The sequence below is a fragment of the Streptomyces sp. Je 1-4 4N24 genome, from assembly GCF_026239515.1.
In the GTDB taxonomy this organism is placed as follows: Bacteria; Actinomycetota; Actinomycetes; order Streptomycetales; family Streptomycetaceae; genus Streptomyces; species Streptomyces nigrescens.
The window spans coordinates 5,436,679-5,462,007 of sequence record NZ_CP110836.1 but is presented as its reverse complement, the minus strand read 5'-3'; the positions used below and the strand labels follow the sequence as shown (position 1 = coordinate 5,462,007).

Genomic DNA, 25,329 nt, shown 5'->3' with positions numbered 1-25,329 from the left:
CTCAGACGCTCTCCGACGGGCGCCCGGCACCCGCGTCCGGCCGCTCCGCGGTGGCGGCGCTCCGGCGGCGCCGCACCACGACGAAGACGCCGGTGCCCACGGCCAGCGTCGCGCCGACGCCGATGACCCCGGCGAGGCCGCCGGACAGCCGCGGGTCGGTGATGTCCTTGACGCCGTAGTCGGCGAGCGGGGAGTCCTTGGCGGCGTGGTCCTCGGCCTTGCGGTCGATGCCGTGGTCGTGGGCGACCTTCTCCAGGCCGTCGGGGTTGGCGGAGGCGTAGTAGCTGAGGCCGCCCGCGCACACCAGGGCGGCGGCGAGCCCGGCCAGCCAGACGCGGCGGACGGAGCGGCGCGCGGGGACCGGGGCGGCGGCCGCGGGCACGGGTGCCGGGGCGGCCTCCGGGGCGGGCTCGTCGGCCGGAGCGGCGAGCGGTGAGGTCCGCAGCTCCAGCGGCTTGGTCAGCCCGCGGGCGCCGTACACGAGGTCGGGGCGCACCGCGATCACGGCACCGACCGTCAGGGCGGTGATCGCCGCCTCGCCGATCCCGATCAGCAGATGCACGCCCACCATGGCCGTGAAGACCTTGCCGATCGGCACATCCGCGGTACCGCCGAGCGCATAGAGGGCGGTGAAGGCGACCGCGGCCGCCGGCACCGAGAGCAGCGCGGCGACGAACGAGGCCACGGTGATGGAGCGGCGCTTACGCGGCAGCACCTTCACCAGCCCGCGGAACACGGCGTAGGCGACCACGGTCGTCACGATCGCCATATCGGTGATGTTCACACCCAGCGCGGTCAGCCCGCCGTCGGCGAACAGCACGCCCTGCATCAGCAGCACGACCGAGACGCACAGCACGCCGGTGTACGGGCCGACGAGTATCGCGGCCAGCGCACCGCCCAGCAGATGCCCGCTGGTGCCCGCCGCGACCGGGAAGTTCAGCATCTGCACGGCGAAGATGAACGCCGCGACCAGCCCGGCCAGCGGCGCCGTCCGCTCGGCGGCCGCCGCACCGGCCGGCCCCGCACCCGCCAGCTCACGCCGGGCGCCGCGCAGGCTGACCGCCACCGCGACCGCGGCGACCGCTCCGGTCGCCGCGGACACCGGCGCATTGATGAATCCATCGGGTACGTGCATCTCGGCTTCTCCGCTTCAGGCTCTGCAACCCACCAATGGTGGTGCCTCCTGCAAACAAGTTGCAAGAGCGCCCATGATGCGTAACGGCCACGACGCCGCCGAAGGGGGGTCCCATCTGGACACCCTCGGGAGGTGGCACATCTGTACGAATGACCGGAAACGGGCGCCGCCCCGCCACACGAGAGTGGCCGGGTTCACCCGACCGAGTTGCCGCCGCTTGCCCGGCCCGAAACGATGGGTGCGTGAGCGATGCACCCGAGGCCGTCGGGCCGCGCCCGGAGCCGAACCCCGCCAAGCCTCGTGGACGGCTGCGCCGGATGCCGGCCCGGCCGGACCCGCCCGGCGGCTCATATCTGCGCTTTCCGCATCTGCACGGCGGTCTGCTCTGCTTCGCCGCCGAGGACGACCTGTGGATCGCCCCGATCGCCCCGGACGGCGAGGAACCCGGCCGCGCCTGGCGGCTGACCGTGGACCGCACCCGCGTCGGCCACCCCCGCTTCTCCCCCGACGGGCAGCAGATCGCCTTCACCACCTGGCGCAGCCTCGACCCCGAGGTCCATCTCGCGCCGGTCGACGGCGGCCCGGCCCGCCGGCTGACGTACTGGGGCAGCACCGACGCCCGGGTCTGCGGCTGGACGCCCCCCGACCACGAGGGCCACTCGCACATCCTGGCGGTCTCCTCGCACGGCCAGCCGTTCTCGTACTACTCGTGGGCCTACAGCCTGCCCACCGACGGCAGCCCCGGCGGCCAGCTGCCCTGGGGGCCGGTCTCCGACATCGCGGTCGCGGACATCGGCGGGGAGCACCGCACCCTGCTGCTGAGCGGCAAACCGCCGCACGAGCCCGCCTCCTGGAAGCGCTACCGGGGCGGCGCGATGGGCCGGATGTGGCTGCACGGCACCCGGCTGCTGCCGGACCTGCACGGGCACCTCGACTCGGTGATGTTCGTCGGCGGCCGGGTCGCGTTCCTCTCCGACCACGAGGGCATCGCCAATGTCTACTCCTGTCTGCCCGACAGCACCGATCTGCGCCGCCACTCCGACCACGGCGACTTCTACGCCCGGCACGCCTCGACCGACGGCGAGCGGATCGTCTACCAGTGCGCCGGTGAACTCTGGCTGATCGACGACCTCACCCCGGACGCGGTACCGCGCAAGCTGGCGGTGCGCCTGGGCGGTCCGCGGGCCGGCCGGCGCAGCTACCAGGTCCCTGCCGCCTCGCACGTCACCGCGCTCGCGGTGGACACGACCGGGCGGGCCAGCGCGGTCGGCGTACGCGGCAGCCTGTACTGGCTCACCCACCGCGACGGCCCGGCCCGGACGATCCATGACGTCCCGGGCGTACGGGTCCGGCTCCCCGAAATGCTGGGCGCCAGCGGCCGGATCGCCTATGTCACCGACGCCGAGGGCGCGGACGCGATCGAGATCACCAACCTGCCGCGGGCCAGCGCGCCGGGCGAACCGCGCCGGCTGGCCGCCGGTGAACTGGGCCGGGTCCACGAGATGACCGCCGCCCCGGACGGCGAACGGCTGGCGGTGGCCGCGAACGACGGCCGGCTGCTGCTGGTGGACGTGGCCCGGCCGGAGGAGGGGGCGAGCGAGGAGGAGACCGCCTCCGGCGGTGTCACCGAGCTGATCCGCTCCACCAACGGCCCGGTCCGCGACCTGGCGTTCTCCCCCGATTCCCGCTGGCTGACCTGGTCGCACCCCGGCATCGGACGGTCGCTGCGGCAGATCAAGATGGCCCGGCTGGCCGACCGGCACATCGTGGACGTCACCAACGGCCGGTTCGAGGACGAGCAGCCGGTGTTCACCCGCGACGGCCGCTATCTGGCGTTCCTGTCCTGGCGCGGCTTCGACCCGGTCTACGACGTACACACCGGCGATCTGTCCTTCCCGCTGGGCTGCCGCCCCTATCTCGTCCCGCTGTCGTCGGCGACCCCCTCCCCCTTCGCGCTGTCCCCGGAGGGCCGGCCCGCGGCGGGCGGCCTGGACCCCGACGAGGTTCCTCCCCCGGCCGGCGAAGGGCCGCTGCTGGTCGAGGTCGAGGGGCTGGAGAACCGGGTCACCCCGTTCCCGGTGGCGGCGTCCAAGTACTCCTCCCTGGAGCCGGTCAGCGGCGGCGGGCTGGTCTGGCTGCGCTGGCCGATCTCCGGTGCGCTCGGCGAGACCTTCGCCAACCCGGCCGAGACCTCGGGCCGTCCCACCCTCGAACACTTCGATCTGACCAAGGCGCGGCGCACCGAACTCACCAGCTCCCTGGACGGGTTCGCGCTCAGCGGCGACGGCTCCCGGCTGGTCGTCAACGACGAGGGCGAGCTGCGCGCGGTCCCGGCGACCGAACAGCCCGACAGCGACTCCACGGTCTTCCTGGACCTGCGGCGCATCCTGCACGATGTCGATCCGGTGGCGGAGTGGCACCAGGCGTTCGAGGAGGCGGGCCGGATCACCCGGGCGTACTTCTGGGAGCCGCGGATGTGCGGCATCGACTGGGACGCGGTGCTGGCGCAGTACCGGCCGCTGCTGGACCGGGTCGCCTCCCCGGACGAGTTCGCCGACCTGCTGCGCGAGGTGATGGGCGAACTGGGCACGTCGCACGCCTATGTCACCGGCGCCCGGCGCAACGAGGGACCGCCGCACTACCAGCGCGCCATGGGCCTGCTCGGCGCCAACCTCGTGTGCCGGGACGGCCGTTGGGTGGTCACCCGGATCCTGCCCGGTGAGTCCTCGGACTCCAAGGCCCGCTCCCCGCTGGCCGGTACGGGCATCCGCGAGGGCGCGGCGCTCACCCATGTCGACGGCCGCCCGGTGGACCCGGTGACCGGCCCGTATCCGCTGCTGGCCGCGGCCGGCGGCACCACCGTGGAGCTCACGTTCTCCCCGCCGGAGGACGAGGGCCCGGCCCGCCGGGTCGCGGTGGTCCCGCTGATCGACGAACGGCCGCTGCGCTACCAGGACTGGGTGGCCAAACGCCGGGCGGTGGTACGGGAGTTGAGCAGCGGCCGGTGCGGCTATCTGCACATCCCCGACATGGGCGGCTCCGGCTGGGCACAGTTCAACCGCGATCTGCGGATGGAGGTCTCCCGTCCCGCCCTGATCGTGGACGTACGGGGCAACGCGGGCGGCAACATCTCCGAGCTGGTGATCGAGAAGCTGACCCGCACCATCATGGGCTGGGACCTGACCCGTGACGCCGAGCCCGTCTCGTACACCAGCAATGCGCCGCGCGGCCCGGTCGTGGCGGTCGCCGACGAGATGACCTCGTCCGACGGCGACATGATCACCGCGGCCTTCAAGCTCCAGGGCCTCGGCCCGGTGGTCGGCATGCGCACCTGGGGCGGGGTGGTCGGGATGACCGGGCGGCACCGGCTCGCCGACGGCACCGCGATCACCGTCCCGATGAACGCCGCGTGGTTCCGGCTCTACGGCTGGGGCGTGGAGAACCACGGCGTCGAGGTCGACATCGAGGCGCTGCGCTCCCCGCTGCACTGGGCCGAGGGCCGCCATCCCCAGCTGGGCGTCGCGATCCGTACGGCGCTGGAGCTGCTGGAGCGGCATCCGGCGGCGATGCCTCCGGACCTGTCGGACGTGCCGGACCTGCGGCGGCCCCCGTTGCCGCCGCGCAGCGGAGGCGCGGCCGAGGCGGCAGGCGCCTGACGCGAGCGGGCCCGGGCCGCCTCACCCCGGGCCGATCAGGAACTTCTGGTCGTCCTTCCCCGTGCAGGGCCGGGCGAGGGCGGTGGCGCCGGGCTCGTCGCCGCCGAGGGTGACGCATCGCTCGGCGCCCTCACCGCTCAGCCGCAGCCGGTACGCCGTCCCGCCGGCGCCCGTCCGCCCGCCGGCCGGTTCCACCCGGAACAGCTGTGCCGGCCCACCCGCCCTGCAGTCGTCCCACGGCTCCAGCAGCCCCTCCAGGCCGGACTCGCGCAGCAGGACCAGACAGCCCTTGCCGTGGTCACGATGGGTCCACTGGATGCGGTGGCGCCCCGCCCCGGCCGCCGTCAGATGCGTCTGCGGCGGCACGGCCTCCGCACAGGGCCGCTGCACGGCGACCGTGCGGTACCGGCGCACCCGCAGCACCCGCCCGTCCGTCAGACACAGGCCCGGGGCCCGCAGCGGACGGATCCGGACCTCGCCCGTGGGCAGCGGCGCCTTCGCCGCGGCCCCGTGCGGGGCGGTGCCGTCCCCGGTCAGCAGCGGTATGCCGACGGCGAGCAGCAGCGCCACCAGCGCGGCGGCACCGCTCAGCAGCACCCGCCGGCTGCGGTACGGGCTCCGGCGCGGGGCGTCCAGTACGGCAGCGCCGGCAGCGCCACCGGGCGCCTCCCCGGCATCCGGCGGCTCCCCGCCATCCGATGGCTCCCCGGCACCGGCCGCCGCCCGCTCCTCGATGCCCTGCCGCGCCGCGAGCCACGCGCCGACCTCGTCCTCCGCGCAGCCGCAGGCCCGGAGGAAGACGGCGAGGAGTTCGGCCCGCGGCAGGGTCCGTCTGCGCAGGACGTCGGCGAGGGTGCTGCGGGCGAGCACCTCGCCCCGTTCCGCCGCCCGCTGTTCGAGCTGACGGTACGTCAATCCTGATTGCTCCTTGAGCTGTTGCATCAGTTCGACGAGTGCGACCGCGTCACCGGCCGCGGCCGGACATAAGCCGCCGGATCCCCCCGTGCTTCTCATGCGGGCCATTGAACCGCCGCCGGGCCGCGGCCACAACACCGTGCCCGTCACCCCGGACAGCACCCTTCGCCCCTCCGGACAACGCCGCCGGGCCCCGTCCGACCTGCCCGGACCTCGCACGCCTGTCCGGGCCGGCCGATTCCCCTTGCCGGACAGCCGCGGCCCCAGCAGGGTCATGTCCTGCCCGGCCGGCACCGCCCCACACACCAACGAGCCACCACACAACGGGAGATACTCCGATGGGAATCCGTCACCGGATCGTTCCGCTCGCCGCCGCACTGGCGCTCACCGGCGGCCTCGCCGCCACCGAAGCCGCCCCCGCGCTCGCCGCCCACCCGGCGACCGGACCGACCGCCCAGCCGGCCGCCGCGGGCGGTACGTACCTCTACTTCAACAAGAACCAGAGCAACCCGAGCGACTCGCGGCTCTACCTGATGAAGAGCGTCCCGAACGCCAAGGACAAGGTGCTCGCCAAGTACCGTGCGGGCTCCGGCAACGGCGGGCGCAACGCCAAGAACGAGTGCGCGAGCATGCAGGGCTGGCTGCCCAACGGCAGCTACCGGGTGCTGGACCACACCAAGCGCCACAACGGCGGGCCCCGGGGCATCAACGGCTATGCGATCCACGTCCAGGACAAGGTCTGCAAGAACGGCAGGACCAAGCGCACCGAGCTGTTCGTGCACAGCGAGATGAACGTCAACGGCACACAGGGCGCCCGGCAGCCCGGCCGGGACAACCCCTACCGCTGGGACGGTGTCCGGGACTACTACTCGCTGGGCTGCATCAAGCTGACCCCGGCCCACATCATGAACCTGTTCGCCAAGGCCGGGCACTACGGCTGGCCGAAGTCGCTCAAGGTCGTCAGCTGACCGACGGCACCGGCCGTCGCCGACTGACCGACGGCGTCGACTGACCGACGGCACCGACTGACCCTGCAGGCACGAGGGTTGGGGGAACACGGGGAAGTGGTGGGGCGCACCCGGGCGGCCGGGTGCGCCCCTCCCGCACGCCGCGGCCCGGACCTCGCCGGCACCCCTCTGACCTGCCCGGACATCTGGGTTCCGATCCGAGACGGACGATCACTTCCCGGTAATAGAACCATTACATCGGGGTCGTACCGTTCCCGCCCGGGGCAGCCGCTGCGCGCCCCGCCAACACCCCCCGACCTCAACGGAGATACACCGATGGGAATCCGTCGACGGATCCTTCCGCTGGCCGCCGCACTGGCGCTGACCGGCGGACTGGCCGCCACCGAAGCCGCCCCCGCACTGGCCGCCCGGCCGGCGTCCGGGCAGACCACCGGAACGGCCGCGGCCGACGGTACGTACCTCTACTTCGACAAGAACCAGAGCAACCCGGGCAACTCGCGGCTCTACCTGATGAAGAGCATCGCGAACGCCAAGGACAAGGTGCTCGCCAAGTACCGTGCGGGATCCGGTGACGGCGGCCCCAACGGCAAGGACGAGTGCGCCAGTTCGCAGGGCTGGCTGCCGAACGGCGCCTATGACGTGCTGGCCCACGACGCGCACTACAACGGCGGGGACCAGGGGATCAACGGGAAGGTGATACACGTCCAGGACAAGGTGTGCGAGAACGGCCGGACCACCCGCGCCGAGCTGTTCGTGCACAGCGAGATGTGGCCCGAGGGCAGCCAGGCGGACGCTCAGCCCGGCAAGGACAACCCCTACCGCTGGGACGGCGCCGATGACTACCGCTCGCTGGGCTGCATCAAGCTGAGCCCGGCCCACATCACGAACCTCTTCGCCAAGGCGGAGCAGTACGGCTGGCCGACGGAGCTCAAGGTCGTCAGCTGACATGCGGTGGGGCGCACCCGGTCGACCGGGTGCGCCCCTTCACGCATGGCGCGTACGCCGCCGCGCGTGGTGTTCAGGACGAGCCACGTCAGCTCTGGAAGCGGCCCTCGGCGGCGTCCATCGCGTCCTGGGCCGGCCGGCGGCCCTGCTGGCCACGGTCACGGGGCTGCTGCCCACGGTCCTGGCCGCCCTGACGACGGTCGCTCTCCCGCTCGGGGCGCTGACCGCCGCGCTCCTGGTCCTGGCGCTGACCGCGCTCGTGACCCTGCTCGCGAGCGTCGCCCGAGGCCTTGTGCGCCTGGTCCTTGAGCTCGTTGGCCTTGTCCTGGAACTGGTCCTTGATGCCCATGCTGTTCACTCCTAGTGGGGTGTAGGGGGGTTGGGCCCCGTTCAGCGTGACACGCCCGGACATTGCTCGCATTTCGATCACGGATGACTACGCTCCGTGAGAATCAGCAGGTGCTCGGCGGGCGCTCACCGGTCCGCCCGCTCCTTCTCGTCGGCCTCACCGCCGGCGCCCACCAGACCGACCCGCCTCCCGTCCAGCCGGTCCCCGAGGCGCCGCATCTCCCGCCGGCCCGCCGTCCCGACGAGCGCGGGCAGATATCCGCGGACCGACTGCATCCCGCGCAGCCACCACTGCCCGTAGACATGTACGGAGCGGCGCTCGATGCCCGCGACGATCCGGTCGACGGCGGGGCCCAGCGGATAGGTCTTGTTCGACGGCCAGGGCAGCCGGGAGCGCAGCTCGCGCATGATGTCGTCCTGGTCGGCGCCCCGCACCATGTCGGTGTCCGTCCAGCTCAGATAGCCGACACCGACCCGTACGCCCTTGTAACCGACCTCGGCACGCAGACTGTGCGCGAACGCCTCGACGCCCGACTTGGACGCGCAGTACGCGGTCATCATCGGCGCCGGGGAGATCGCCGCCAGCGAGGCGATCTGCAGGAAGTAGCCGCGGGATTCCATGAGAACGGGCAGGAAGGCGCGAGCGGTGACCGCGCCGCCGATGAGGTTGACCTCGATGACCCGCTTCCAGGCGACCGGGTCGGAGTCGACGAACGGGCCGCCGGTCGCCACCCCGGCGTTGGCGACGACCACATCGACCTTCCCGAAGCGGTCCTTGACCTCGCCCGCCACCCGGGCCATCGCCTCGTGGTCGGTGACATCGGCGTGCCAGTGGTGCGCCGGGCCGTGCAGTGCGGCGGCGACCGCGCGCAGCTCGTCCGGCTCCAGCCCGACCAGCGCCAGCGACGCACCGCGCGCCGACAGCTTGCGGGCCAGCAGCGCACCAACCCCGCGCGCCGCGCCGGTCACCACGACGACCTGCCCCTGCAGACTCCTGCTCGCCCTCATGCCGTCTTCTCCTTCTTCTGCCGCGCGCCGCTTGGTACTTCGGCGGTGGCGGCCGCCCCGCTGCCGGTGCTGTGCAGATGGTCCTGTACGAGCGCGCGCAGCCGGCCGGAGACCGCGCCGGGGTCCTCGATCGGCGTCATGTGTCCCAGGCCCGGCAGCTCGGTCAGCCCGCGGAAGTCGGGGAGGACGGAGGCCAGCCGGCGGGCGTGCACCAGCGGGGTGAGCCGGTCGGCGGTGCCCGCGAGGACCGCGGTCGGCAGCTCCAGCCTGCTGACGCCACCGGTGAGTTCGAGGCCGGCCAGTACCGTGCCCCAGCGGGCCCGTACCCCGGCCGGGCAGGCGTGCACAATGCGCGCACAGGCCTCGATCTGCTCGGCGGTGGCACCGGGGCCCATGGTGGCGTACTTCAGCGCACGCTTGGCGAGCGGCGATACGGGGCCGAGCGGGGCCCGTGAGCGCAGCAGCAGCCGGTGGGCGCGGCGGCGGCCCTGCGGGCTGCGCAGCGCGAACACCCGTGATTCGGCGGGCAGATCGGCGCTGCCGGTGCTGCACAGCAGCGCGGCCGCGGCCCGTTCGCGCAGTTGCGGCCGCTCGGCGGCGGCCATGATCGTCATGCCGCCCATCGAGTGGCCGCCCAGCACGGCGCGTTCGCCCCTCTCCAGGGTCGCCTCCAGTACGGCGACCAGGTCGTCGGCGAGTGCATGGGTGCTGTGGCCCGCCGGACCGGCGGCGGGGCTGCGGCCGTGGCCGCGCTGGTCGTAGACGACGACCTTGTGGTCGGTGGCCAGTTCGCGGACGACCGGGGCCCAGAAGGCGGTCGAGCAGGTCCAGCCGTGTGCCAGGACGACGGCCGGGGCGGACTCGGGGCCATGGACCTCGGCGTACAGCCGGGCGCCGTCGGCCGAGGTGGCGGTCAGCGTCGTACGCGGTACCGGCGGGGCGTACGGACCGCTGGTGACATGTGCGGGCCGGCGGCTCATGCGGTCACCTCCGCGCGCTCGCCGGTGCTCCGGCCCGCGGGCCTGGTGCCCGGTGGCCGCAGCACCTCGTACTCCGCGAGGTCGACCTGCCGGGTGACCTTCTTGAACTCCGAGGTCGTGCCCGGCCAGACGGTCGTGTTGCGGCCGTTGGCGTCCAGATACCAGCTGTCGCAGCCGCCGGTGTTCCACACCGTGCGGGTCATCCGCTGCTGGACCCTGCGGTTCCAGTCCTGCACGGCGGACGGCCGGGCGTCGAGCGCGATCTTTCCGCCGAGGACGTCCAGCTGGCGCATGAAGTCGGCCAGGTAGTTCAGCTGCGCCTCGATCATCAGGATCATCGAGCTGTTCCCGAGGCCGGTGTTGGGCCCGATGACGGTGAGGAAGTTGGGGAAGCCGGCCGCGCTGGCGCCGCGCAGCGCCTCCATGCCGTCCTTCCACTCCTCGGCCAGCGTCGTCCCGTTGGCGCCCGTGACCCGCTGCGCGATCGGCATGTCGGTCACATGGAATCCGGTGCCGAAGACGATCGCATCGGCCTCCACCTCGCTCCCGTCGGACCCGACCAGGGTGCTGCCGCGGACCTCCGTGAGCCCCGCGGCGACCAGGTCCACATTCGGCTGCGCCAGGGCCGGGTAGTACGTGTTGGAGAGCAGGATCCGCTTGCAGCCGATGCGGTAGTCGGGCGTCAGCGCGGCCCGCAGCCCCGGGTCCTTGATGGCCTTCTTCATATGGTTCCGGGCCAGGAACTCGATCAGGCCCAGCTCATTGGGGCGCTTGGTGAAGGCGCTGACCTGCATCTCCCTGAGCCCCCACAGCAGCCCGCGGCGCGCGGCCCGGGTCGCCGGGAGCTTGCTGTGCAGCCATTTCTCGGCCGCACTGATCTTGCGGTCGGCGCGCGGCAGCACCCAGGGCGGGGTGCGCTGGAAGAGCGTGAGGCGCTCCACGTCCGGCTGGACGGCCGGCACGATCTGGATCGCCGAGGCGCCCGTACCGATCATGGCGACGCGCTTGCCGCGCAGGTCGTAGTCGTGGTCCCAGCGGGCGGAGTGCGAGACCTTGCCGGGGAAGGTGTCCAGCCCGGGAATCTCGGGCACCTTGGGGTCCGACAGCGGCCCGGTCGCCGACACCACCACATCCGCGGTCAGCGGGCCGCTCGCGGTCTCCACCTCCCAGTGCAGCGCGTTCCCGTTCCACCGCAGGCTGAGCACCTCCGAATGGAAGCGGAGGTGCGGGCGCAGCCCGAAGGTGTCGGTGACCCGCTCCAGGTACGCGCGGATGTGCGGCTGCCCGGAGAAGTTGCGCGGCCACTCCGGGTTGGGCGCGAAGGAGAAGGAGTACAGGTGCGAGGGCACATCGCACGCACACCCCGGATAGCTGTTGTCCCGCCAGGTGCCACCCACCGCGTCGGCCCGCTCCAGGACCACGAAGTCGGTGATTCCCTGGCGCCGCAGCCGGACCGCCGCCCCCAGGCCACCGAAACCCGATCCGATCACCGCAACCCGCACATGCCTGCGCTCGCGCTCGGCCATCCCGCCGCCTCCCGAGTTCGACGTTCTACCTGCCATCTTCGGTGCCATGACCTTCGGCGTCACAGCCGCCCGCCCAACTACGCCAGCAATCACTGGCGCAATTGGAGCGTAAGGCAGCCACGTACCGAGCGGTAGGGGGCGGGCGGCAGGAAGTTACCGCCGGTCGCACACCGGCCCCGCGTCATACCCCCGGCATAGGCTGAACCCGTGGCAGCGAACGAGAACACCCCCGACGAGCGGACGGAGCCCGCGGAGCACCGTCCCGCACGCGAATTCCGCATGGCCGACCTGGCCGAGGAAGCCGGCATCACGGTCCGTACGCTGCGCTTCTACCGCGAGCGCAAGCTCATCCCGCCACCGCGCCGCGAGGGCCGGATCGCCTGGTACAACGAGCACCATCTCGCCCGGCTGCGCACCATCGGCGCCCTCCTGGAGCGCGGCCACACCCTCGGCGGCATCGCCGAACTCCTCTCGGCCTTCGACACCGGCCGCGACGTGGGCGAACTCCTCGGCCTGGAGAACACCCTGGTCCCGCCCTGGTCCGAGGAGACGCCGGTCCGCCTCACCCCCGAGGAACTCGCCGACCACTTCAGCGAGGACATCACCGCCGAGAACCTCAGCACGTCCCTGGACATCGGCTATCTCGCCGTCGACGGCGACGAGTTCGTGCACATCAGCCGCCGCCTCCTGGACGCCTCCACCGAACTCGTCAACCAGGGCATCCCGCTGGCCGCCGTCCTGGAAGCCGGCCGCCAGGTACGCGCCCACGCCGACGCCCTCGCCGATGTCTTCACCACCCTCATCCGCACCCACCTCCTGTCCGACGTCCTCGCCCGCGTCTCCGCCTGCGAGGACGTCGGCCCCCACGAGGTCGACCACCTCACCGAGACCATCGAGAAGCTCCGTCCCCTCTCCAAGGGCGTGGTCGAGGCCGAGCTCTCCATGGCCATGGACCGCCGCGTCCGGGCAGAGGTGGCGAAGTGGCTGCCGCAGGAGGGACGGGAGGGGACCTGACCGCGGACCGCCGGGCGGACACGGCTCAGGGGCTGTCTCCCCGATCCGCCCTGATCGGGGAGACACCCCCTAGCACCGTCGCAGCCGGTACCGCGCCGCATGGTCGCGCAGCCGCTGCCGGGCGAGGTCCCGGTCGGCCGGGGTCTCCTCGGACGTGACGAGCTGCTCGGCATAGATGCGCACCAGCTCGGTCCGCACGAAATGCCCCTGCACCTGCTCCTCGACCAGGTGCGCATCGCTCAGTTCGGCCAGGTGGCGGTGGGTGCGTTCGAGATCGCGTCCGGCCAGGGCCGCGGCGGCGTCCACGTCCACCTCCGGGCCGGGGTGGAGACCGAGGAGACGGAACAGCCGGGCGGCCCCGCTCGACAGCGCGCGATAGCTGAGGTAGAGGCAGGCCTCCACCGCCAGATCGGCGTCGTGTGCGGACAACTCCTGCAGCCGGCGCCGCTCATCGGCCAGCTTGCTCGTCCAGCACCCCAGTGACCAGTCGGGGTGCGCCATCAGCCGGGCAGCGGCGATCCGCAGCGCCAGCGGCAGTCTGTCGCACCGCTCGACGAGTTCCCGGGCGGCGGCCGGGTCCGCCGCGATGCGCGCCCGGCCCAGCGCGTTGCCCAGCAGCTCCAGGGCGTCGTCCACGATGAACGGTCCCACCGTGACCAGGGCCGCCCCGTCGCGGACCACCAGCCCGCTCAGCCGCCGCCGGCTGGTCACCACGGCCAGACAGCCCGGAGCCGCGGGCAGCAGCGGGCGCGCCTGTTCCGCCGTGCCGGCGTTGTCCAGCAGGACGAGCATCCGCCGTCCGGCGAGCAGCGAACGGTACAGCGCCGAACGCTCCGTCAGGGACTCGGGAATCTTCGCCTCCGCCACCCCCAGTGCCCGCAGAAACGTTCCCAGCACGGTGCCCGGCCGCATCGGGGGACGCTCGAACCCCCGCAGGTCGGCGAAGAGCTGCCCGTCGGGGAACTCGGCCTTGTGGCGGTGCGCCCAGTGCACCGCCAGCGTGGTCTTGCCGGTCCCGCCCCCGCCCGCGAGCACCACACAGTCCGGCCTCGGAAGCCGGTCCAGCTTCTGGTCCAGCGCGACGATCTCCCCCACCCGCCCGCAGAAGTCGGCGATACGGGGCGGGAGTTGGGCGAGGGAGGTCAGCGGGGCCGACGGGCAGCAGGAGCCGTACGCCGCGGCGGAGTCGTACGGCGCGGCGGGTTCAGGGCCGGACCCCGGACCGGGGTGGGAACGGGGAGCGGAGCCGGGGCCGGGGCCGGGGCCGGCCGACGGGCGGCGGGCGAAGGGCGGCGCGGCCGCGGACTTCCCGCCGAGCACCGCCAGATAGGTCTCGCTGAGGGCCGGGCCGGGATCGATGCCCAGCCGGTCCTCCAGATGCCGCCTGGTGCGGTGGAAGTGATCGAGGGCCTCGGCCTGCCTGCCGCTCGCCTGCAGCGCACGCATCAGCAGCGCGGTCAGCTCCTCGTGCAGGGGATGCTCCGCGAGCCAGGCGGTCAGCTCTGTTATCAGTTCGCCGTAGCGGCCGAGCATCAGCAGCTTGGAACCGAGCTCCTGCAGCGCCGCCACTCTCGCCTGGGTCAGACCGACACCCAGCGTCCGCCGCACCCGTTCCCCCGGCACATCCGCCAGCGGCTCACCCCGCCACAGCCCGAGGGCCTGGCGCAGCTTGGCGACGGCGGTCCGGGGTTCGGCCTCATGGGCGTTGGACACCAGATACCGGAACCGGTTGACATCCACCGCGCACGGATCGGCGAGCAGCACATACCCCTGGCCGCGGGTGGCGATTTCGGCCTGGCCGACCAGCAGCTGCCGCAAGCGGTGCACATGATTGTGGACCACGCCTCTCGCTCTGGCCGGCGGATCCGCGTCCCAGGCCAGGTCGATCATTCTGCTCACCGTGATCACCTGATTGACCTCGCTGATCAGAATCGCGGCCACGGTGCGCAATCGCCCGGTTCCCAAACTCAGCAGTCGCCCATCGTTCACTTCAATTTCAACTGGCCCTAGTAGCCGCAACTGAACCATTGTGACCTCGAGTTCACGCCGCCGATGGACGCACGGCAAACCGCCCCTTTTTGCAGGAAGAGCACCGGTAGGAACGCCAGGTTCCGATTCCCTCACCCGCTCTCACTATATGGACACCCCCAGTGAATTGACGAACAGTCAATAGGGGCGCGGGCTCGCCGGCGGGACTCCGTGATCACGACGTGAGCGGATCATGAGCCGGGCCGCGAATCATCGTTTCCGCCGGCGGCAGTGGCTTTCCCCAGCGGCTGCCCCGGCCGCCTCTCCGGTCCCCCCACCGCATCGGGGACCGGAGAGGACCGCTGTCCGCACCCCCCATGAAGGAGAACCATGTTCACCAAGAACGTTGTGAAGAAGAGCCTCGCCACGGCGGCTCTGTGCGCAGCGCTGAGCGGCACGGCGCTCGCCTTCCCGGCGACGGCCTCGGCCGCACCGGTCGCCGCCGCGGCTGCGGCGGGCGAGTCGCCGGTCAGCGTCGGCGCCAACGCGAACCTCAACTTCAACGTCGACGTTCTCGGCATCGCCAACAAGATCGAGGCGTCGATCAAGACCAGCCAGAACCGCGAGGGCTTCGTCAAGAACCTGGCGGAGTCGGCGTTCTACGCCAGCGGCGGAAAGTACAACGTCGTGGTCCACAACCTCAGCCAGGGCTACGCGGACAACTTCCAGGGCGTCAAGGCGTACGGCTCCGCCACCTACGACAGCGTGGTCTACGGTATCTGGGTGTTCGAGGAGGGCGAGTTCACCAACAAGGGCGACGGTGGCTTCATCAACTGGGCCTTCAAGGGTGCCTGGGAGCGTCCCGACAACGGTGGCTACGTGAAGTTCTCCCGCCTCTCCTGAGGCACGGGTCGCACAACTGGCCCGCCCCCGCATGACGGCCTGCCGGATGATCCGGCAGGCCGTTCCGCATGACACCCACCACAACACAAAGGCCGCCCGAGAGATCCCTTGCACCGGACCGACCCCATGAATTCCCTTCGGCCACACCTCGACACCGCACCCGGAATTACGGGGTAATAGGGCCCTGTCACGGCCGCCTCCGCATCCAGCAGAAGGACGGCGACGGGGAAAGCCCTGGAGAGACCTTCTGCCGCTTGGGCAGCGGTCTCTCACCGTACGGTTACCGCGCCGCTACCGCCCTTTTCAGAGCGTCGCGGTGCTCCCAATTCCACGGGGCGTCGCGAAGTTCATCAGGCAGCCCTGCAAGCCCTGCCGTGATGTGGTCCACGGCGTCCGCGTACCGGGCGAGGCCCAGATTCGCCAGACCCATGTTCAGACGGTTGAACTCGGGCGTGAGCCAGTAAGCCGTGTCCGGGGGCGGCAGTTCAGCGGCAGCGGTCGTCAGCCTCTCCGCGTTCTCGACCAAGCGAAGGGCGTCGTCCCGCTCCCCCGACTCCGCCATGCCGGCTGCCGCCTGGAGCAGGTCCCCGAGACGCTGAGCGGGGTGGGCGCCCGGGGTGTGCGCGGCAGCGGAGTACCAACGGGCAACCCCGTGCGGTCGGCCCTGTTGACGTGCGATGTACCCCTTGAAGTTGAGCGCCTGCGCGGCCAGCGTGCCATTGCCCACCTCGTCCGCCAGCTCCACTGCGTCGTTCAGCAGATGCACTGCCCTGGCGTCCTGGCGCTCTTGAGCGAGCATCCATCCGCCGAACTGGAGGAACTCAGAGGCGACTTCCGCCAATCGGTTGCGATGTGGCCCCCGGGCGCCCTTGAGCAGGTGGATCACCTCGTTCATCTGCGTCAGGGTGGCCGGAAGTACCGACTGGGGCCTGACCGTGTCATCCAGCCGTCGGTACGCGGCAAGGACCCCGGCCAGGGCGTCCACGGTCCCCGCGTCCAGCCGGGAGGGGTTGGCCACGCTGCGGGTCATCCGAGAGCGGTCGTCATCGTCGAGCAGGGTTCCGGCCAGCGCTCCCCCGGTCTTGAGCAGATCGTCAAGTGACCTGGCCAGCTTGGGCGACGGCTGCTGCTTCCCATTCAGCACCCGGGACAGGTAGGCGGGGTCGTAGTTGATGGCACGCGCGGCGGCCTTTATCGAGTAACCGTTGTCATGCAGAGCACGGCGGGCAAGATCAGCGAAGTCGTCGTCACGCATCGCGCCTCATCACTCAGGGGTTGACCGAGTGACTTCCACTGTAGTCAACGCTGGTCAACTCCCGTGTGAGCTAGCGGCGTACCGACCATGGGAGCCATGACAGAGCCCACGAAGTACCCGACGGCACCGGTGGAACTGCCGTTATGGATGGACCTGGAGCCCGTGCCCGTGACCGGCTGCGATGTGTGCGGCGCACTGGCCAGGGAACGGGACGCCGCGCGGCGTGCCGGAGACGGCTCCAAGGTGAGCGACTGCAATGTGGAGATCCAGCGGCACCCGCACGGCACGAAGGTGGCCCGGAGGTGATCGCGCGGGCTGTTACCGGCCACCCCGTGGAAGACGAGTGGGCCCCGACCGGAACTAGCCCGGAGCGGGCGGACGTGCCCGGTCTGAGCTGACGGGCTCAGGGTCTCGCCCCGGTCCGCCCCTTGACCGGGGTGCTGCCGAGGCAGTGAGGCAGACCGCTTCGGCCCCGGGAAGCCGAAGCGCCTCTTGCCGCCCCGTCCGGCGACGGCGAGCACCACAGCCGGATGGGGCGCCCTGCCGCGAGCTACCGCTCGAACACCACCGTCACCGGCGCATGGTCCGACCACCGCTGGTCATAGCTGGCCGCCCGCTCCACCGACGCCTTCACCGCGCGCACCGCGAGGCCGGGAGTGGCCATGGCGTAGTCGATGCGCCAGCCCGCGTCGTTGTCGAAGGCGCGGCCCCGGTACGACCACCACGAGTACGGGCCCTCGGTGTCCGGGTACAGGCTGCGGACGACATCCACATAGCCGCCGCGGGCCTCGTCCAGGACATCGGTCAGCCAGGCGCGCTCCTCCGGGAGGAAGCCGGACTTCTTCCGGTTGGCCTTCCAGTTCTTCAGGTCGGCCTCCTGGTGCGCGATGTTCCAGTCGCCGCACACCACCACCTCACGGCCGTCCGCCGCGGCCCGCTTGCGCAGCTCGACGAGGTAGGGCAGGAACTCCGCCATGAAGCGTTCCTTCTCGTCCTGCCGCTCGGTGCCGACCTCACCGGAGGGCAGATAGAGGCTGGCGACGGTCACCCCGGGCAGGTCCGCCTCGACATAGCGGCCGCTGGTGTCGAATTCCGCCGAGCCGAAGCCCACCTGGACACGGTCCGGCTCCCGCCGGGTGTAGAGCGAGACCCCGGCCCGTCCCTTGGCGGCCGCCGGCGCGTGCACGGTGTGCCAGCCCGCGGGCTCGCGCACCTCGTCCGGGAGCTGGGCGGTCTCGGCCCGTACCTCCTGCAGGCACAGCACATCCGCCGCGGTCCCCGCCAGCCACGGGACGAAGCCCTTCTTGGCCGCGGCGCGCAGCCCGTTCACATTCACAGAGGTCACGGTGAGCATCCGGGCACGATACCGACCCTCCGCACCTCATCGCGCCGGGCGTCCGCTCGCCCGTACGATTTCTGGAATGGAGATACGTCCCGTCCGCTATGACCACCCCGACGCGGTCACGCTCGATGAGCTGGTCCAGCAGGAGTACGCCCGGCGCTACGGCGACGGTGACATGACCCCGCTGGACCCGGAGATGTTCACCCCTCCTCACGGTGCGTACCTGATCGCGTACGCCGGCGCCCGCCCGCTGGCCACCGGCGGATGGCGGCGGCAGGAGGACGCGGCGGAGGGGTACGCGGTCGGCGACGCCGAGATCAAGCGGATGATCGTGGTCCCGGAGGCACGCGGACGGGGGCTGGCCCGGCGGATCCTGGCCGCCCTGGAAGCGGACGCACGGGCCGCGGGGCGCTCCCGCATGGTGCTGGAGACCGGGATCAAGCAGCCCGAGGCGCTGGAGCTGTATGCCTCGTGCGGCTACGCACTCGTCGAGAAGTTCGGTCTGTACCGGACGTACGACGACAGCCGGTGCATGGCGAAGTTGCTGGTGGCTGAGGGCTGAGGCAGCCGGGGCGCCGCTCGGCCCGCGCACGGGCGGGCGTCCGGCCCTGTCGGCCCGACCCCGCCCCGGCCCTGCCCCGACCACGGCCCGCCCTCCCCCGGCCCGGAGATTTATTGACAGGTGTCCGCGCCGCTCCCCATACTCATTCCACTAATCAACTAGCTAAAGGGGGGATCCGGGTGAGCGACCCGAGCCCATGGGCCATCGAGGCCGAAGGACTGGGGAAGAAGTACCGTCGCGGCTGGGCGCTGCGGGACTGCTCCTTCCGGCTCCCCGCGGGCCACATCTGCGCCCTCGTCGGCCCCAACGGCGCCGGCAAGAGCACGTTCCTGGGCACCGCGACCCGGCTGGTGCAGCCGACCACCGGCACGCTGAAGCTGTTCGGCGTCCCGGTCTCCGACCCGGCCGTCCTGGCCCGGGTCTCCTTCCTCGCCCAGGACAAGCCCCTCTACCCCCGCTTCACGGTGGCCGAGACGCTGCGGCTGGGCCGTGAGCTCAACCCGCGCTGGGACCAGGAGCTGGCCGAGCGGATCGTCCGCTCCGGCAAGGTGCCGCTCAGCGCCCGCATCGGCACCCTCTCTGGCGGCCAGCGCACCCGCGTCGCCTTCGCCCTCGCCTTCGGCAAGCGGCCCGAGCTGCTGCTGCTCGACGAGCCGATGTCCGACCTCGACCCGCTCGCCCGGCACGAGATGTCGGGGCTGCTGATGGCCGAGGCCGCCGAACACGGCACGACCGTCCTGATGTCGTCCCACATGCTCTCCGAGATGGAGGTCATGTGCGACTACCTCCTCGTCCTCGCCGAGGGCCGGCTGCGGATGGCCGGCCAGACCGAGGACCTGATTCCCGCGCACCTGCTGGTGACGGGCGTCGCCGAGGGGGACGACGGGGTGCCCGAGGGGCTGCGGCGGCAGCACACCGTGGTCGAATCCCGGGTCACCGGGCGGCAGTTCAGCGCCCTGATCCGGGCCGGCGGCCCGCTCTCCGACAGCTGGGAGGTGCTGTCTCCGAGCATGGAGGAGGTCCTGCTGGCCTATCTGCGCTCACCCGACGCCCCCACGCTGATCGCGGACGAGTCCCGCGTCGACGGACCGCGAGGGGCCGCGGCATGAGCAGCACCAACACGTCCGGCCTCGCCGGTGCCACGGGCGCCGCGGACGGCGCGGACGGAGCGGACGGCGCGAGCGGCCTCGCCGGTACGGCCACCGGCCGCCGCGGCCTGCTGCACGGCCTGCCCTGGCTGGTCTGCCGCCGGCACCGCACCTTCCTGCGCCTCGCCCTGCTGGTCACCGTCGTAGGATGCGCAACCTTCGCCTACCAGCGCATCGGCGTGATGGACTTCCTGCACGCCCGGGGAACCACCCCCGACACCGAGGGGCGGCTGGCCAACGACTTCCAGAACGCCTACGGCAACGTGTTCCTCAGCGGCAGCCAGCTGCTGGAATACCTGCCCGTCCTCATCGGCATCTTCGTCGGCGCACCGCTCATCGCCGGCGAGCAGGAGCACGGCACCATCAAGCTGGTCACCACCCAGTCGGTGAGCCGCGGCCGCTGGATCGCCGCCACCCTCGCCCTGCCGCTGGCCGTCGCGGTGCTGTGCACCACCCTGCTGTCGGCCGCCTTCACCTGGCTGTGGACGCCGGCGCACAGCCTGGCCATGGGCAGCGACTGGCTGGCGGGCGGCCCCTTCGACAGCACCGGCCCCGTCCCCGTCGCCAGGACCCTGTTCCTGACCGCCTGCGGGATCGCCCTCGGCATGCTGATCAAGCGGGTGGTGCCGGCCATGGCGGCCACTGCCGTCTTCACCGTGGTCACCGGCGTGGTCTGGGCCGAGCAGGTACGCCCCCGCCTCGGCGCCCTGCGCAGCGTCACCTACCCGTATGCCTCCGAGGACGGCCCCCGTCTGCCGGTCGACGCCGTACGGGTGGACGACTGGGTGTCCACCGCGGACGGCACGCTCTACGGCTTCGGCACCTGCATCAACGACGACACCGAGGCCTGCCGGGCCAAGCTGGGCATCGTCAACCGGGTGACCCAGTACTTCGACTACGGGCAGATGGCCGGGATGCAGTGGCGGGGCGCGGGAATTCTGCTGGCGCTGACCGTCGTGGTGCTGGCGTTCGTCGTCTGGCGGGCGCACCGGCGGCCGCTCTGAACGGCCAGCCGCGCGACGGCCGATACGGGCGGCCGGCCGCGGGAGAATTCCGTACGGGGCACGTGCCGGGCGGCGCTTTGACACCCGGCACGGCCGGCCTGATCATCAAGCGGTCGGACAGCCCGGCCCCGGCGCCCCACAGGACGGCACGGGCGAAAGAAGCAGAGAGGTGGTGAGCGTCGTCGAATTCCGGATCGACCGTCGCAGCGGTGTCGCCACCTACCTCCAGATCGTCCAACAGGTCCAGCAGGCACTGCGGTTGGGGGTCCTCGTGGAGGGCGACCGGCTGCCGACCGCCGCGCAGGTGGCCGCCACGACCAAGGTCAACCCCAATACGACCCTCAAGGCCTACCGCGAACTGGAGCGCGAGGGCCTGGTCGAACCGCGCCCCGGCCTCGGCACCTTCGTCAGCAGGACGCTCGCCCGTCCCCAGTCCGCCGCGGACACCCTGCTCCGCGAGGAACTCCGCTCCTGGATGGACCGGGCCCGCGCGGAGGGACTGGACCGTGAGGACGTCCAGGCCCTGATGAACTCCGTACTGCAGGACCGGTATCCGAACGGCTGAGCCGGAGGGCTGATCCCGACGGTCGAGCCGGAGGGCTGATCCGGACGGTCGAGCCGATCTGCTGATCCGGACGGTCGATCCCGGCGGGCGCCCCGGGCGGAGCGGCGGCGCCCCCCTGCGCTCCCGCCCCTCCCCTCCCCTCCCCTCCCCTCTCCTCCCCGCTTGACCCTCACGCAACGTCAGGCCGCACGCTGAAGGAACGGCACGGCCCCGGCCACCGGTGGCCTCACCACCGGAAGACGGCGGGCCGGCCGGACACCACGGGACGAAAGGCGCTGCGATGAGTTACTCGGTGGGGCAGGTCTCCGGCTTCGCGGGGATCACGGTGCGGACCCTGCACCACTACGACAAGGCCGGCCTGCTCTCCCCCAGTGACCGCAGCCCCGCCGGCTACCGCCTCTACAGCGACACCGACCTCGCCCGGCTGCAGCAGATCCTCTTCTACCGGGAACTCGGCTTCCCCCTCGACGAGATCGCCACCATCCTGGAGGACCCGCAGGCCAACGCCCTGGACCATCTCCGTGCCCGGCACCGCCTCCTCAACGACCAGATCACCAAGCTGCACCGGCTGGTCGAGGTCGCCGAACACGCCATGGAGGTCCAGCAGACCGGTGTGGAGCTGACCCCTGAGGAGCGGTTCGAGGTCTTCGGCGAGGTGGCCTTCGACCTCACCTACGCCACCCAGGCCCATCTCAAGTGGCAGCACCACGAGGGCCATCAGCGCTCGATGGCGCGGGCCGCCGCGCACTCCAAGGAGGACTGGGCGAAGATCATGGCCGAGGCCGCCGACTGGCGTCTGCGGCTCCTCGCCGCCTTCGACGCCGGCGAGCCGGCGGACGGCACACCCGCCATGGACCTCGCGGAGGAGCACCGGCAGCACATCGCCCGCTGGTTCACCCCGTGCCCCACCGATATGCACGGCCGGATCGCCGACGACTTCGCCGCCGATCCCCGCGCCTTCGCCCTGGTCGTACCCCCCACCGAACAACGCCCCGGCCTCGCCCCGTACCTCCGCACCGCCGTACACGCCAACGCGGTACGCCAGTCGCCGCCGCACGGGGGCTGAGGGCCGTACGGGAGCTGAGCGCCGCACGGGGGCTGAGCGCCGTACAAGGGAGTCAGCGCCGTACATGAGCTGAGCGCCGTACGAGGGATGAGTGCGGCGCGAGGGCTGAGTGCCGCACGCGCTTCCCGGCGGCCCCCGGTCGCCCCGCCTGACGGCCAAATACCCGGACCCGGCGCCCGTATCTCCCACCGCCTCACCCGCCCGGCCCACCTCACACACGGAACGACCGCGGCCCTCCCTCTCCGCCACCTCCGCCACCTCCGTCGCCTCCGTCGCCTCCGCCTCTCCACCGCATCCGCCCCATCTCCCCTGCGTTCGCCGCGTCTGCCGCTTCGCCATGCCCGCATGCCGGCCATGCCCGCCGCAGAACACAGCCCGCAGCCCGCAGCACACACCACGCAGAACACACCACCCTCCCCAGACCCGAAGAAGGCTGAGGCCGACCGCCCATGACGCACATCCTGATCACGGCCGCCGGGTCCCACGGCGACATCGCCCCGTACACCGGCGTGGGCGCCCGGCTCCGCGCCGCCGGCCATGAGGTCGCCCTCGCCACCCACGACAGCTACGCCCCGCTCGTACGGGCCGCCGGCCTGGAGTTCCGCCAGCTGCCGGCCGACCCTCGCACCCGTCGCGCCGACCCCGCGGAAGCCGCCGGGCCGGACCGGCCCCCGGCGCCTGGCGGCACCCGCGCCCTCATGCGCCAGGCCACCGCCTTCATCAAGGAACTGGGCGGCGGTATCGCCGACGCCGCCCGCGAGGACACCGGCCTGCTCCTGCTCTCCGCCACCACCGCACCGCTCGGCCACCACCTCGCCGAGGCGAGGGGCATCCCGTCCCTGGAGCTGCCCCTCGTGCCCGCCGCCCCCACCGGCGACTTCGCCCCGGTCGTCAGCGGCGGCCGCTCACTGGGCCGCTGGGGCAACCGCGCCGCCGGCCGGCTCTCCCTCCGCGTCGTCGACCGCCTCTACGCCGACGCGGCCCGCGAGATGCGCGCCCGCCTCGGGCTGCCGCCCGCCACGCCCCGTACGGTCCGCCGCCGCGCCGAGGCCGCCGGCCGGCCGGTCCTGTACGGCTTCAGCGAGGTCCTGGTACCCCGCCCCACCGACTGGCGCACCGGCCTCGACGTCGTGGGGAACTGGTGGCCCTGGCATGCGCCGGACGACCGACTCCCGCCCGTCGTCGAGGACTTCCTGGCCGCGGGCCCGCCCCCGGTCTTCATCGGCTTCGGCAGCATGGCGGGCGGCGAGGGCGAACGCCTGAGTGCTCTCGCGGCAGCCGCCCTGCGCCGCGCCAAGGTCCGCGGCGTCCTCCAGTCCGGCTGGGCCGGTCTGACCACCCGGCACACCTCCGCGGACGCCGACCTCCTCACCATCGGCGAGGTCCCGCACGCGCTCCTCTTCCCCCGGATGTCCGCGGTGGTACACCACTGCGGCGCCGGCACCGCCGCCGCGGGGGTGCGCGCCGGAGTCCCCACCGTCCCGGTCCCGGTCACCGCCGACCAGCCCTTCTGGGCCGCCCGCCTGGCCGCCCTGGGCGTCGCCACCGCCCCGATCCCCTTCAAGGACCTGTCCACGGACCACGCCGTCGCCCGCCTGGCCCACGCCATCAGCCAGGCCACCGCCGCCCCGGCCCGCCGCGACCACGCCACCGCCGCCGCCCACCGTCTCGCCACCGAGGACGGCGCCGGCAAGGTCCTCAAGGCAGTCGAGCGCCTGGCTGCCTGAGCCCGCCCCGCCACCGTGCCCCGACCTCGTGCCCCTGCCCCGTCACCGCCACCGCCACCGCCACCGGTGTCGCAAACACCGGGCGGCCGGCGAGCCCCGGCTCGTCACCCCACCGGCCGCCGGACCACCGGGACCCGCCCGGACCACCGGGACCCGCCCGGACCACCGGGACCCGCCCGGACCACCGGGACCCGTCCGGACCGCCGGGGCCCGTCCGGCGGGCGGTCCGCCACCCGTTCGGCGGCCCGGTGCCCCGCCCCGGGATGCGACCACCGGCCACAGGGCGTGGGCTCGCAACTATGACCACGTTCCGCAAAAGCACCCCGCTGCGCAGAATGCTGCTGCTCGCCATAGCCCCGACGGCCATGGGCTGCGTCCTCACCCTGGCGGCGTCCGAGGTGGCCGTCGCCGCCTCGGCCGGCACCTGGAGCCACCCCACTAAGGCCCGCCACCGCATCAGCTCCCCCTACGGCGTCCGCGGCTCCTGGCAGGCCGGTCACCACACGGGCATCGACCTCGCCGTCCGCCCCGGGACCAAGGTCAGGTCCGTGGGCTCCGGCACCGTGGTCCTCGCCAAACGGTCGGGCGCCTACGGGAAGGCCGTGACGATCCGGATGAACGACGGCCGCTACACCCTCTTCGGCCACCTCTCCCGTATCACGGTCCGCCCCGGCCAGAAGGTCCGCGCCCGCACCCGCCTCGGCTACAGCGGCGCCACCGGCCGCGCCACCGGCCCCCACCTCCACTTCGAGGTACGCACCAGCCGCCGCTACGGCACGGACATCAACCCCCTCACCTACCTGGCCAAACACGGCATCCGCCTCACCCCCCACACCTCTGCCGCACCACGCCACCGCCATCGCCACAAGCACCACCACCGCCACCACAGGCACCACCACTAGGGAGACACCCCCCAGCCCACCGGCCGACAAGCCCACGCCTCACCACCCCTGAGCCCCCCTCAGCCCCGGGCTTCCGCCGGTCGCCGCGGCTGCCGTGCGTTCCTGCCGTACGCAGAGGCGGGTATGAGCTTGCCGGGGAGGCCCCCGTGGCAGGTACGCCGACGCCCAGACCGGTGGCGTACTTCACTGCCGCACGACACGAAAAAGCCCCCACCGGATCATCCCGGAGGGGGCTTTGACGTACTGTGCTGTGGACCTGAGGGGATTCGAACCCCTGACCCCCTCGTTGCGAACGAGGTGCGCTACCAGCTGCGCCACAGGCCCTTGCGACGAGTGAAACTCTAGCATCTCGGTCGCGGTGCTCGGAAATCGCTTCCGGTGCTGGTCAGCGG

22 protein-coding genes and 1 tRNA gene are annotated in these 25,329 nt (G+C 72.3%); 13 read left to right on the top strand and 10 right to left on the bottom strand.

Features of this window, described 5'->3' with window-relative positions:
• Window position 1 precedes the first annotated feature (1 nt).
• On the bottom strand, window positions 2-1,135 hold the full coding sequence (locus SLV14N_RS24020; protein ID WP_263271003.1) for an energy-coupling factor ABC transporter permease: 1,134 nt from the start codon (window positions 1,133-1,135) through the stop codon (window positions 2-4).
• Between the two features lie 317 nt (window positions 1,136-1,452).
• Between SLV14N_RS24020 and SLV14N_RS24015 the strand changes: the two genes are divergently transcribed.
• A complete protein-coding gene (locus SLV14N_RS24015; protein ID WP_263273249.1) occupies window positions 1,453-4,791 on the top strand; it encodes a S41 family peptidase in 3,339 nt (1,112 codons plus the stop codon).
• 21 nt (window positions 4,792-4,812) lie between these two features.
• Here SLV14N_RS24015 and SLV14N_RS24010 read toward each other — a convergent pair whose 3' ends face one another.
• The gene (locus tag SLV14N_RS24010) at window positions 4,813-5,805 is read right to left on the bottom strand and encodes an RICIN domain-containing protein (protein ID WP_263271001.1); all 993 of its coding nucleotides are present in this window, start codon (window positions 5,803-5,805) and stop codon (window positions 4,813-4,815) included.
• A 239-nt stretch (window positions 5,806-6,044) separates the two neighbouring features.
• On the opposite strand from SLV14N_RS24010, the gene SLV14N_RS24005 reads away from it, so the two are divergent.
• Both SLV14N_RS24005 and SLV14N_RS24000 read left to right on the top strand, forming a co-directional pair.
• Window positions 6,045-6,674: a hypothetical protein gene (locus tag SLV14N_RS24005; RefSeq protein ID WP_263270999.1), complete on the top strand. Its 630-nt coding sequence runs from the start codon at window positions 6,045-6,047 to the stop codon at window positions 6,672-6,674.
• A gap of 315 nt (window positions 6,675-6,989) precedes the next feature.
• Window positions 6,990-7,619: a hypothetical protein gene (locus tag SLV14N_RS24000; RefSeq protein WP_263270998.1), complete on the top strand. Its 630-nt coding sequence runs from the start codon at window positions 6,990-6,992 to the stop codon at window positions 7,617-7,619.
• An 88-nt stretch (window positions 7,620-7,707) separates the two neighbouring features.
• Here the strand turns inward: SLV14N_RS24000 and SLV14N_RS23995 are convergent, their stop codons facing one another.
• From SLV14N_RS23995 to SLV14N_RS23980, 4 genes are all read right to left on the bottom strand, one after another.
• A complete protein-coding gene (locus SLV14N_RS23995; protein WP_208683488.1) occupies window positions 7,708-7,968 on the bottom strand; it encodes a hypothetical protein in 261 nt (86 codons plus the stop codon).
• Window positions 7,969-8,093: 125 nt separating this feature from the next.
• Window positions 8,094-8,975: an SDR family oxidoreductase gene (locus tag SLV14N_RS23990; RefSeq protein WP_208683486.1), complete on the bottom strand. Its 882-nt coding sequence runs from the start codon at window positions 8,973-8,975 to the stop codon at window positions 8,094-8,096.
• Window positions 8,972-9,955: an alpha/beta fold hydrolase gene (locus SLV14N_RS23985; RefSeq protein ID WP_263270996.1), complete on the bottom strand. Its 984-nt coding sequence runs from the start codon at window positions 9,953-9,955 to the stop codon at window positions 8,972-8,974. The genes SLV14N_RS23990 and SLV14N_RS23985 overlap by 4 nt, the downstream gene beginning before the upstream one ends.
• Window positions 9,952-11,481, bottom strand: coding sequence for an NAD(P)/FAD-dependent oxidoreductase (locus SLV14N_RS23980; protein WP_208683481.1), 1,530 nt, complete (start codon window positions 11,479-11,481; stop codon window positions 9,952-9,954). The genes SLV14N_RS23985 and SLV14N_RS23980 overlap by 4 nt, the downstream gene beginning before the upstream one ends.
• A 207-nt stretch (window positions 11,482-11,688) precedes the next feature.
• Between SLV14N_RS23980 and SLV14N_RS23975 the strand changes: the two genes are divergently transcribed.
• Window positions 11,689-12,495 carry a MerR family transcriptional regulator gene (locus SLV14N_RS23975; protein WP_263270995.1) on the top strand — a complete coding sequence of 269 codons (807 nt, stop codon included), beginning with the start codon at window positions 11,689-11,691 and terminating at the stop codon, window positions 12,493-12,495.
• 69 nt (window positions 12,496-12,564) lie between these two features.
• Here SLV14N_RS23975 and SLV14N_RS23970 read toward each other — a convergent pair whose 3' ends face one another.
• Entirely contained in the window at window positions 12,565-14,436 is a 1,872-nt protein-coding gene (locus SLV14N_RS23970) for an AfsR/SARP family transcriptional regulator (protein ID WP_263270994.1), read from the bottom strand.
• 417 nt (window positions 14,437-14,853) lie between these two features.
• Between SLV14N_RS23970 and SLV14N_RS23965 the strand changes: the two genes are divergently transcribed.
• Entirely contained in the window at window positions 14,854-15,366 is a 513-nt protein-coding gene (locus tag SLV14N_RS23965) for a stress protein (RefSeq protein WP_208683475.1), read from the top strand.
• A 280-nt stretch (window positions 15,367-15,646) separates the two neighbouring features.
• On the opposite strand, the gene SLV14N_RS23960 is transcribed toward SLV14N_RS23965, so the two are convergent.
• On the bottom strand, window positions 15,647-16,621 hold the full coding sequence (locus SLV14N_RS23960; protein ID WP_263270992.1) for a helix-turn-helix transcriptional regulator: 975 nt from the start codon (window positions 16,619-16,621) through the stop codon (window positions 15,647-15,649).
• Window positions 16,622-16,717: 96 nt separating this feature from the next.
• On the opposite strand from SLV14N_RS23960, the gene SLV14N_RS23955 reads away from it, so the two are divergent.
• Complete coding sequence (locus tag SLV14N_RS23955; protein WP_263270991.1) at window positions 16,718-16,927, top strand: hypothetical protein; 210 nt, start codon at window positions 16,718-16,720, stop codon at window positions 16,925-16,927.
• Between the two features lie 244 nt (window positions 16,928-17,171).
• Here SLV14N_RS23955 and SLV14N_RS23950 read toward each other — a convergent pair whose 3' ends face one another.
• Complete coding sequence (locus SLV14N_RS23950) at window positions 17,172-17,975, bottom strand: exodeoxyribonuclease III (RefSeq protein WP_093636624.1); 804 nt, start codon at window positions 17,973-17,975, stop codon at window positions 17,172-17,174.
• Between the two features lie 67 nt (window positions 17,976-18,042).
• Between SLV14N_RS23950 and SLV14N_RS23945 the strand changes: the two genes are divergently transcribed.
• The 7 genes from SLV14N_RS23945 (at window position 18,043) to SLV14N_RS23915 (ending at window position 24,937) form a co-directional block, all read left to right on the top strand.
• Complete coding sequence (locus SLV14N_RS23945) at window positions 18,043-18,525, top strand: GNAT family N-acetyltransferase (RefSeq protein ID WP_263270990.1); 483 nt, start codon at window positions 18,043-18,045, stop codon at window positions 18,523-18,525.
• Between the two features lie 179 nt (window positions 18,526-18,704).
• The gene (locus SLV14N_RS23940; protein WP_263270989.1) at window positions 18,705-19,634 is read left to right on the top strand and encodes an ABC transporter ATP-binding protein; all 930 of its coding nucleotides are present in this window, start codon (window positions 18,705-18,707) and stop codon (window positions 19,632-19,634) included.
• On the top strand, window positions 19,631-20,677 hold the full coding sequence (locus SLV14N_RS23935; protein ID WP_263270988.1) for an ABC transporter permease: 1,047 nt from the start codon (window positions 19,631-19,633) through the stop codon (window positions 20,675-20,677). Before SLV14N_RS23940 ends, SLV14N_RS23935 begins: the two co-directional genes overlap by 4 nt.
• Before the next feature lie 169 nt (window positions 20,678-20,846).
• Window positions 20,847-21,242, top strand: coding sequence for a GntR family transcriptional regulator (locus SLV14N_RS23930; RefSeq protein WP_208683463.1), 396 nt, complete (start codon window positions 20,847-20,849; stop codon window positions 21,240-21,242).
• Window positions 21,243-21,522: 280 nt separating this feature from the next.
• On the top strand, window positions 21,523-22,308 hold the full coding sequence (locus SLV14N_RS23925; RefSeq protein WP_208683461.1) for a MerR family transcriptional regulator: 786 nt from the start codon (window positions 21,523-21,525) through the stop codon (window positions 22,306-22,308).
• 449 nt (window positions 22,309-22,757) lie between these two features.
• The gene (locus SLV14N_RS23920) at window positions 22,758-24,035 is read left to right on the top strand and encodes a glycosyltransferase (RefSeq protein ID WP_263270987.1); all 1,278 of its coding nucleotides are present in this window, start codon (window positions 22,758-22,760) and stop codon (window positions 24,033-24,035) included.
• Between the two features lie 299 nt (window positions 24,036-24,334).
• Entirely contained in the window at window positions 24,335-24,937 is a 603-nt protein-coding gene (locus SLV14N_RS23915; RefSeq protein ID WP_263270986.1) for a M23 family metallopeptidase, read from the top strand.
• A 251-nt stretch (window positions 24,938-25,188) separates the two neighbouring features.
• Here the strand turns inward: SLV14N_RS23915 and SLV14N_RS23910 are convergent.
• A tRNA-Ala gene (locus SLV14N_RS23910) sits at window positions 25,189-25,261 on the bottom strand.
• Window positions 25,262-25,329: the final 68 nt, after the last annotated feature.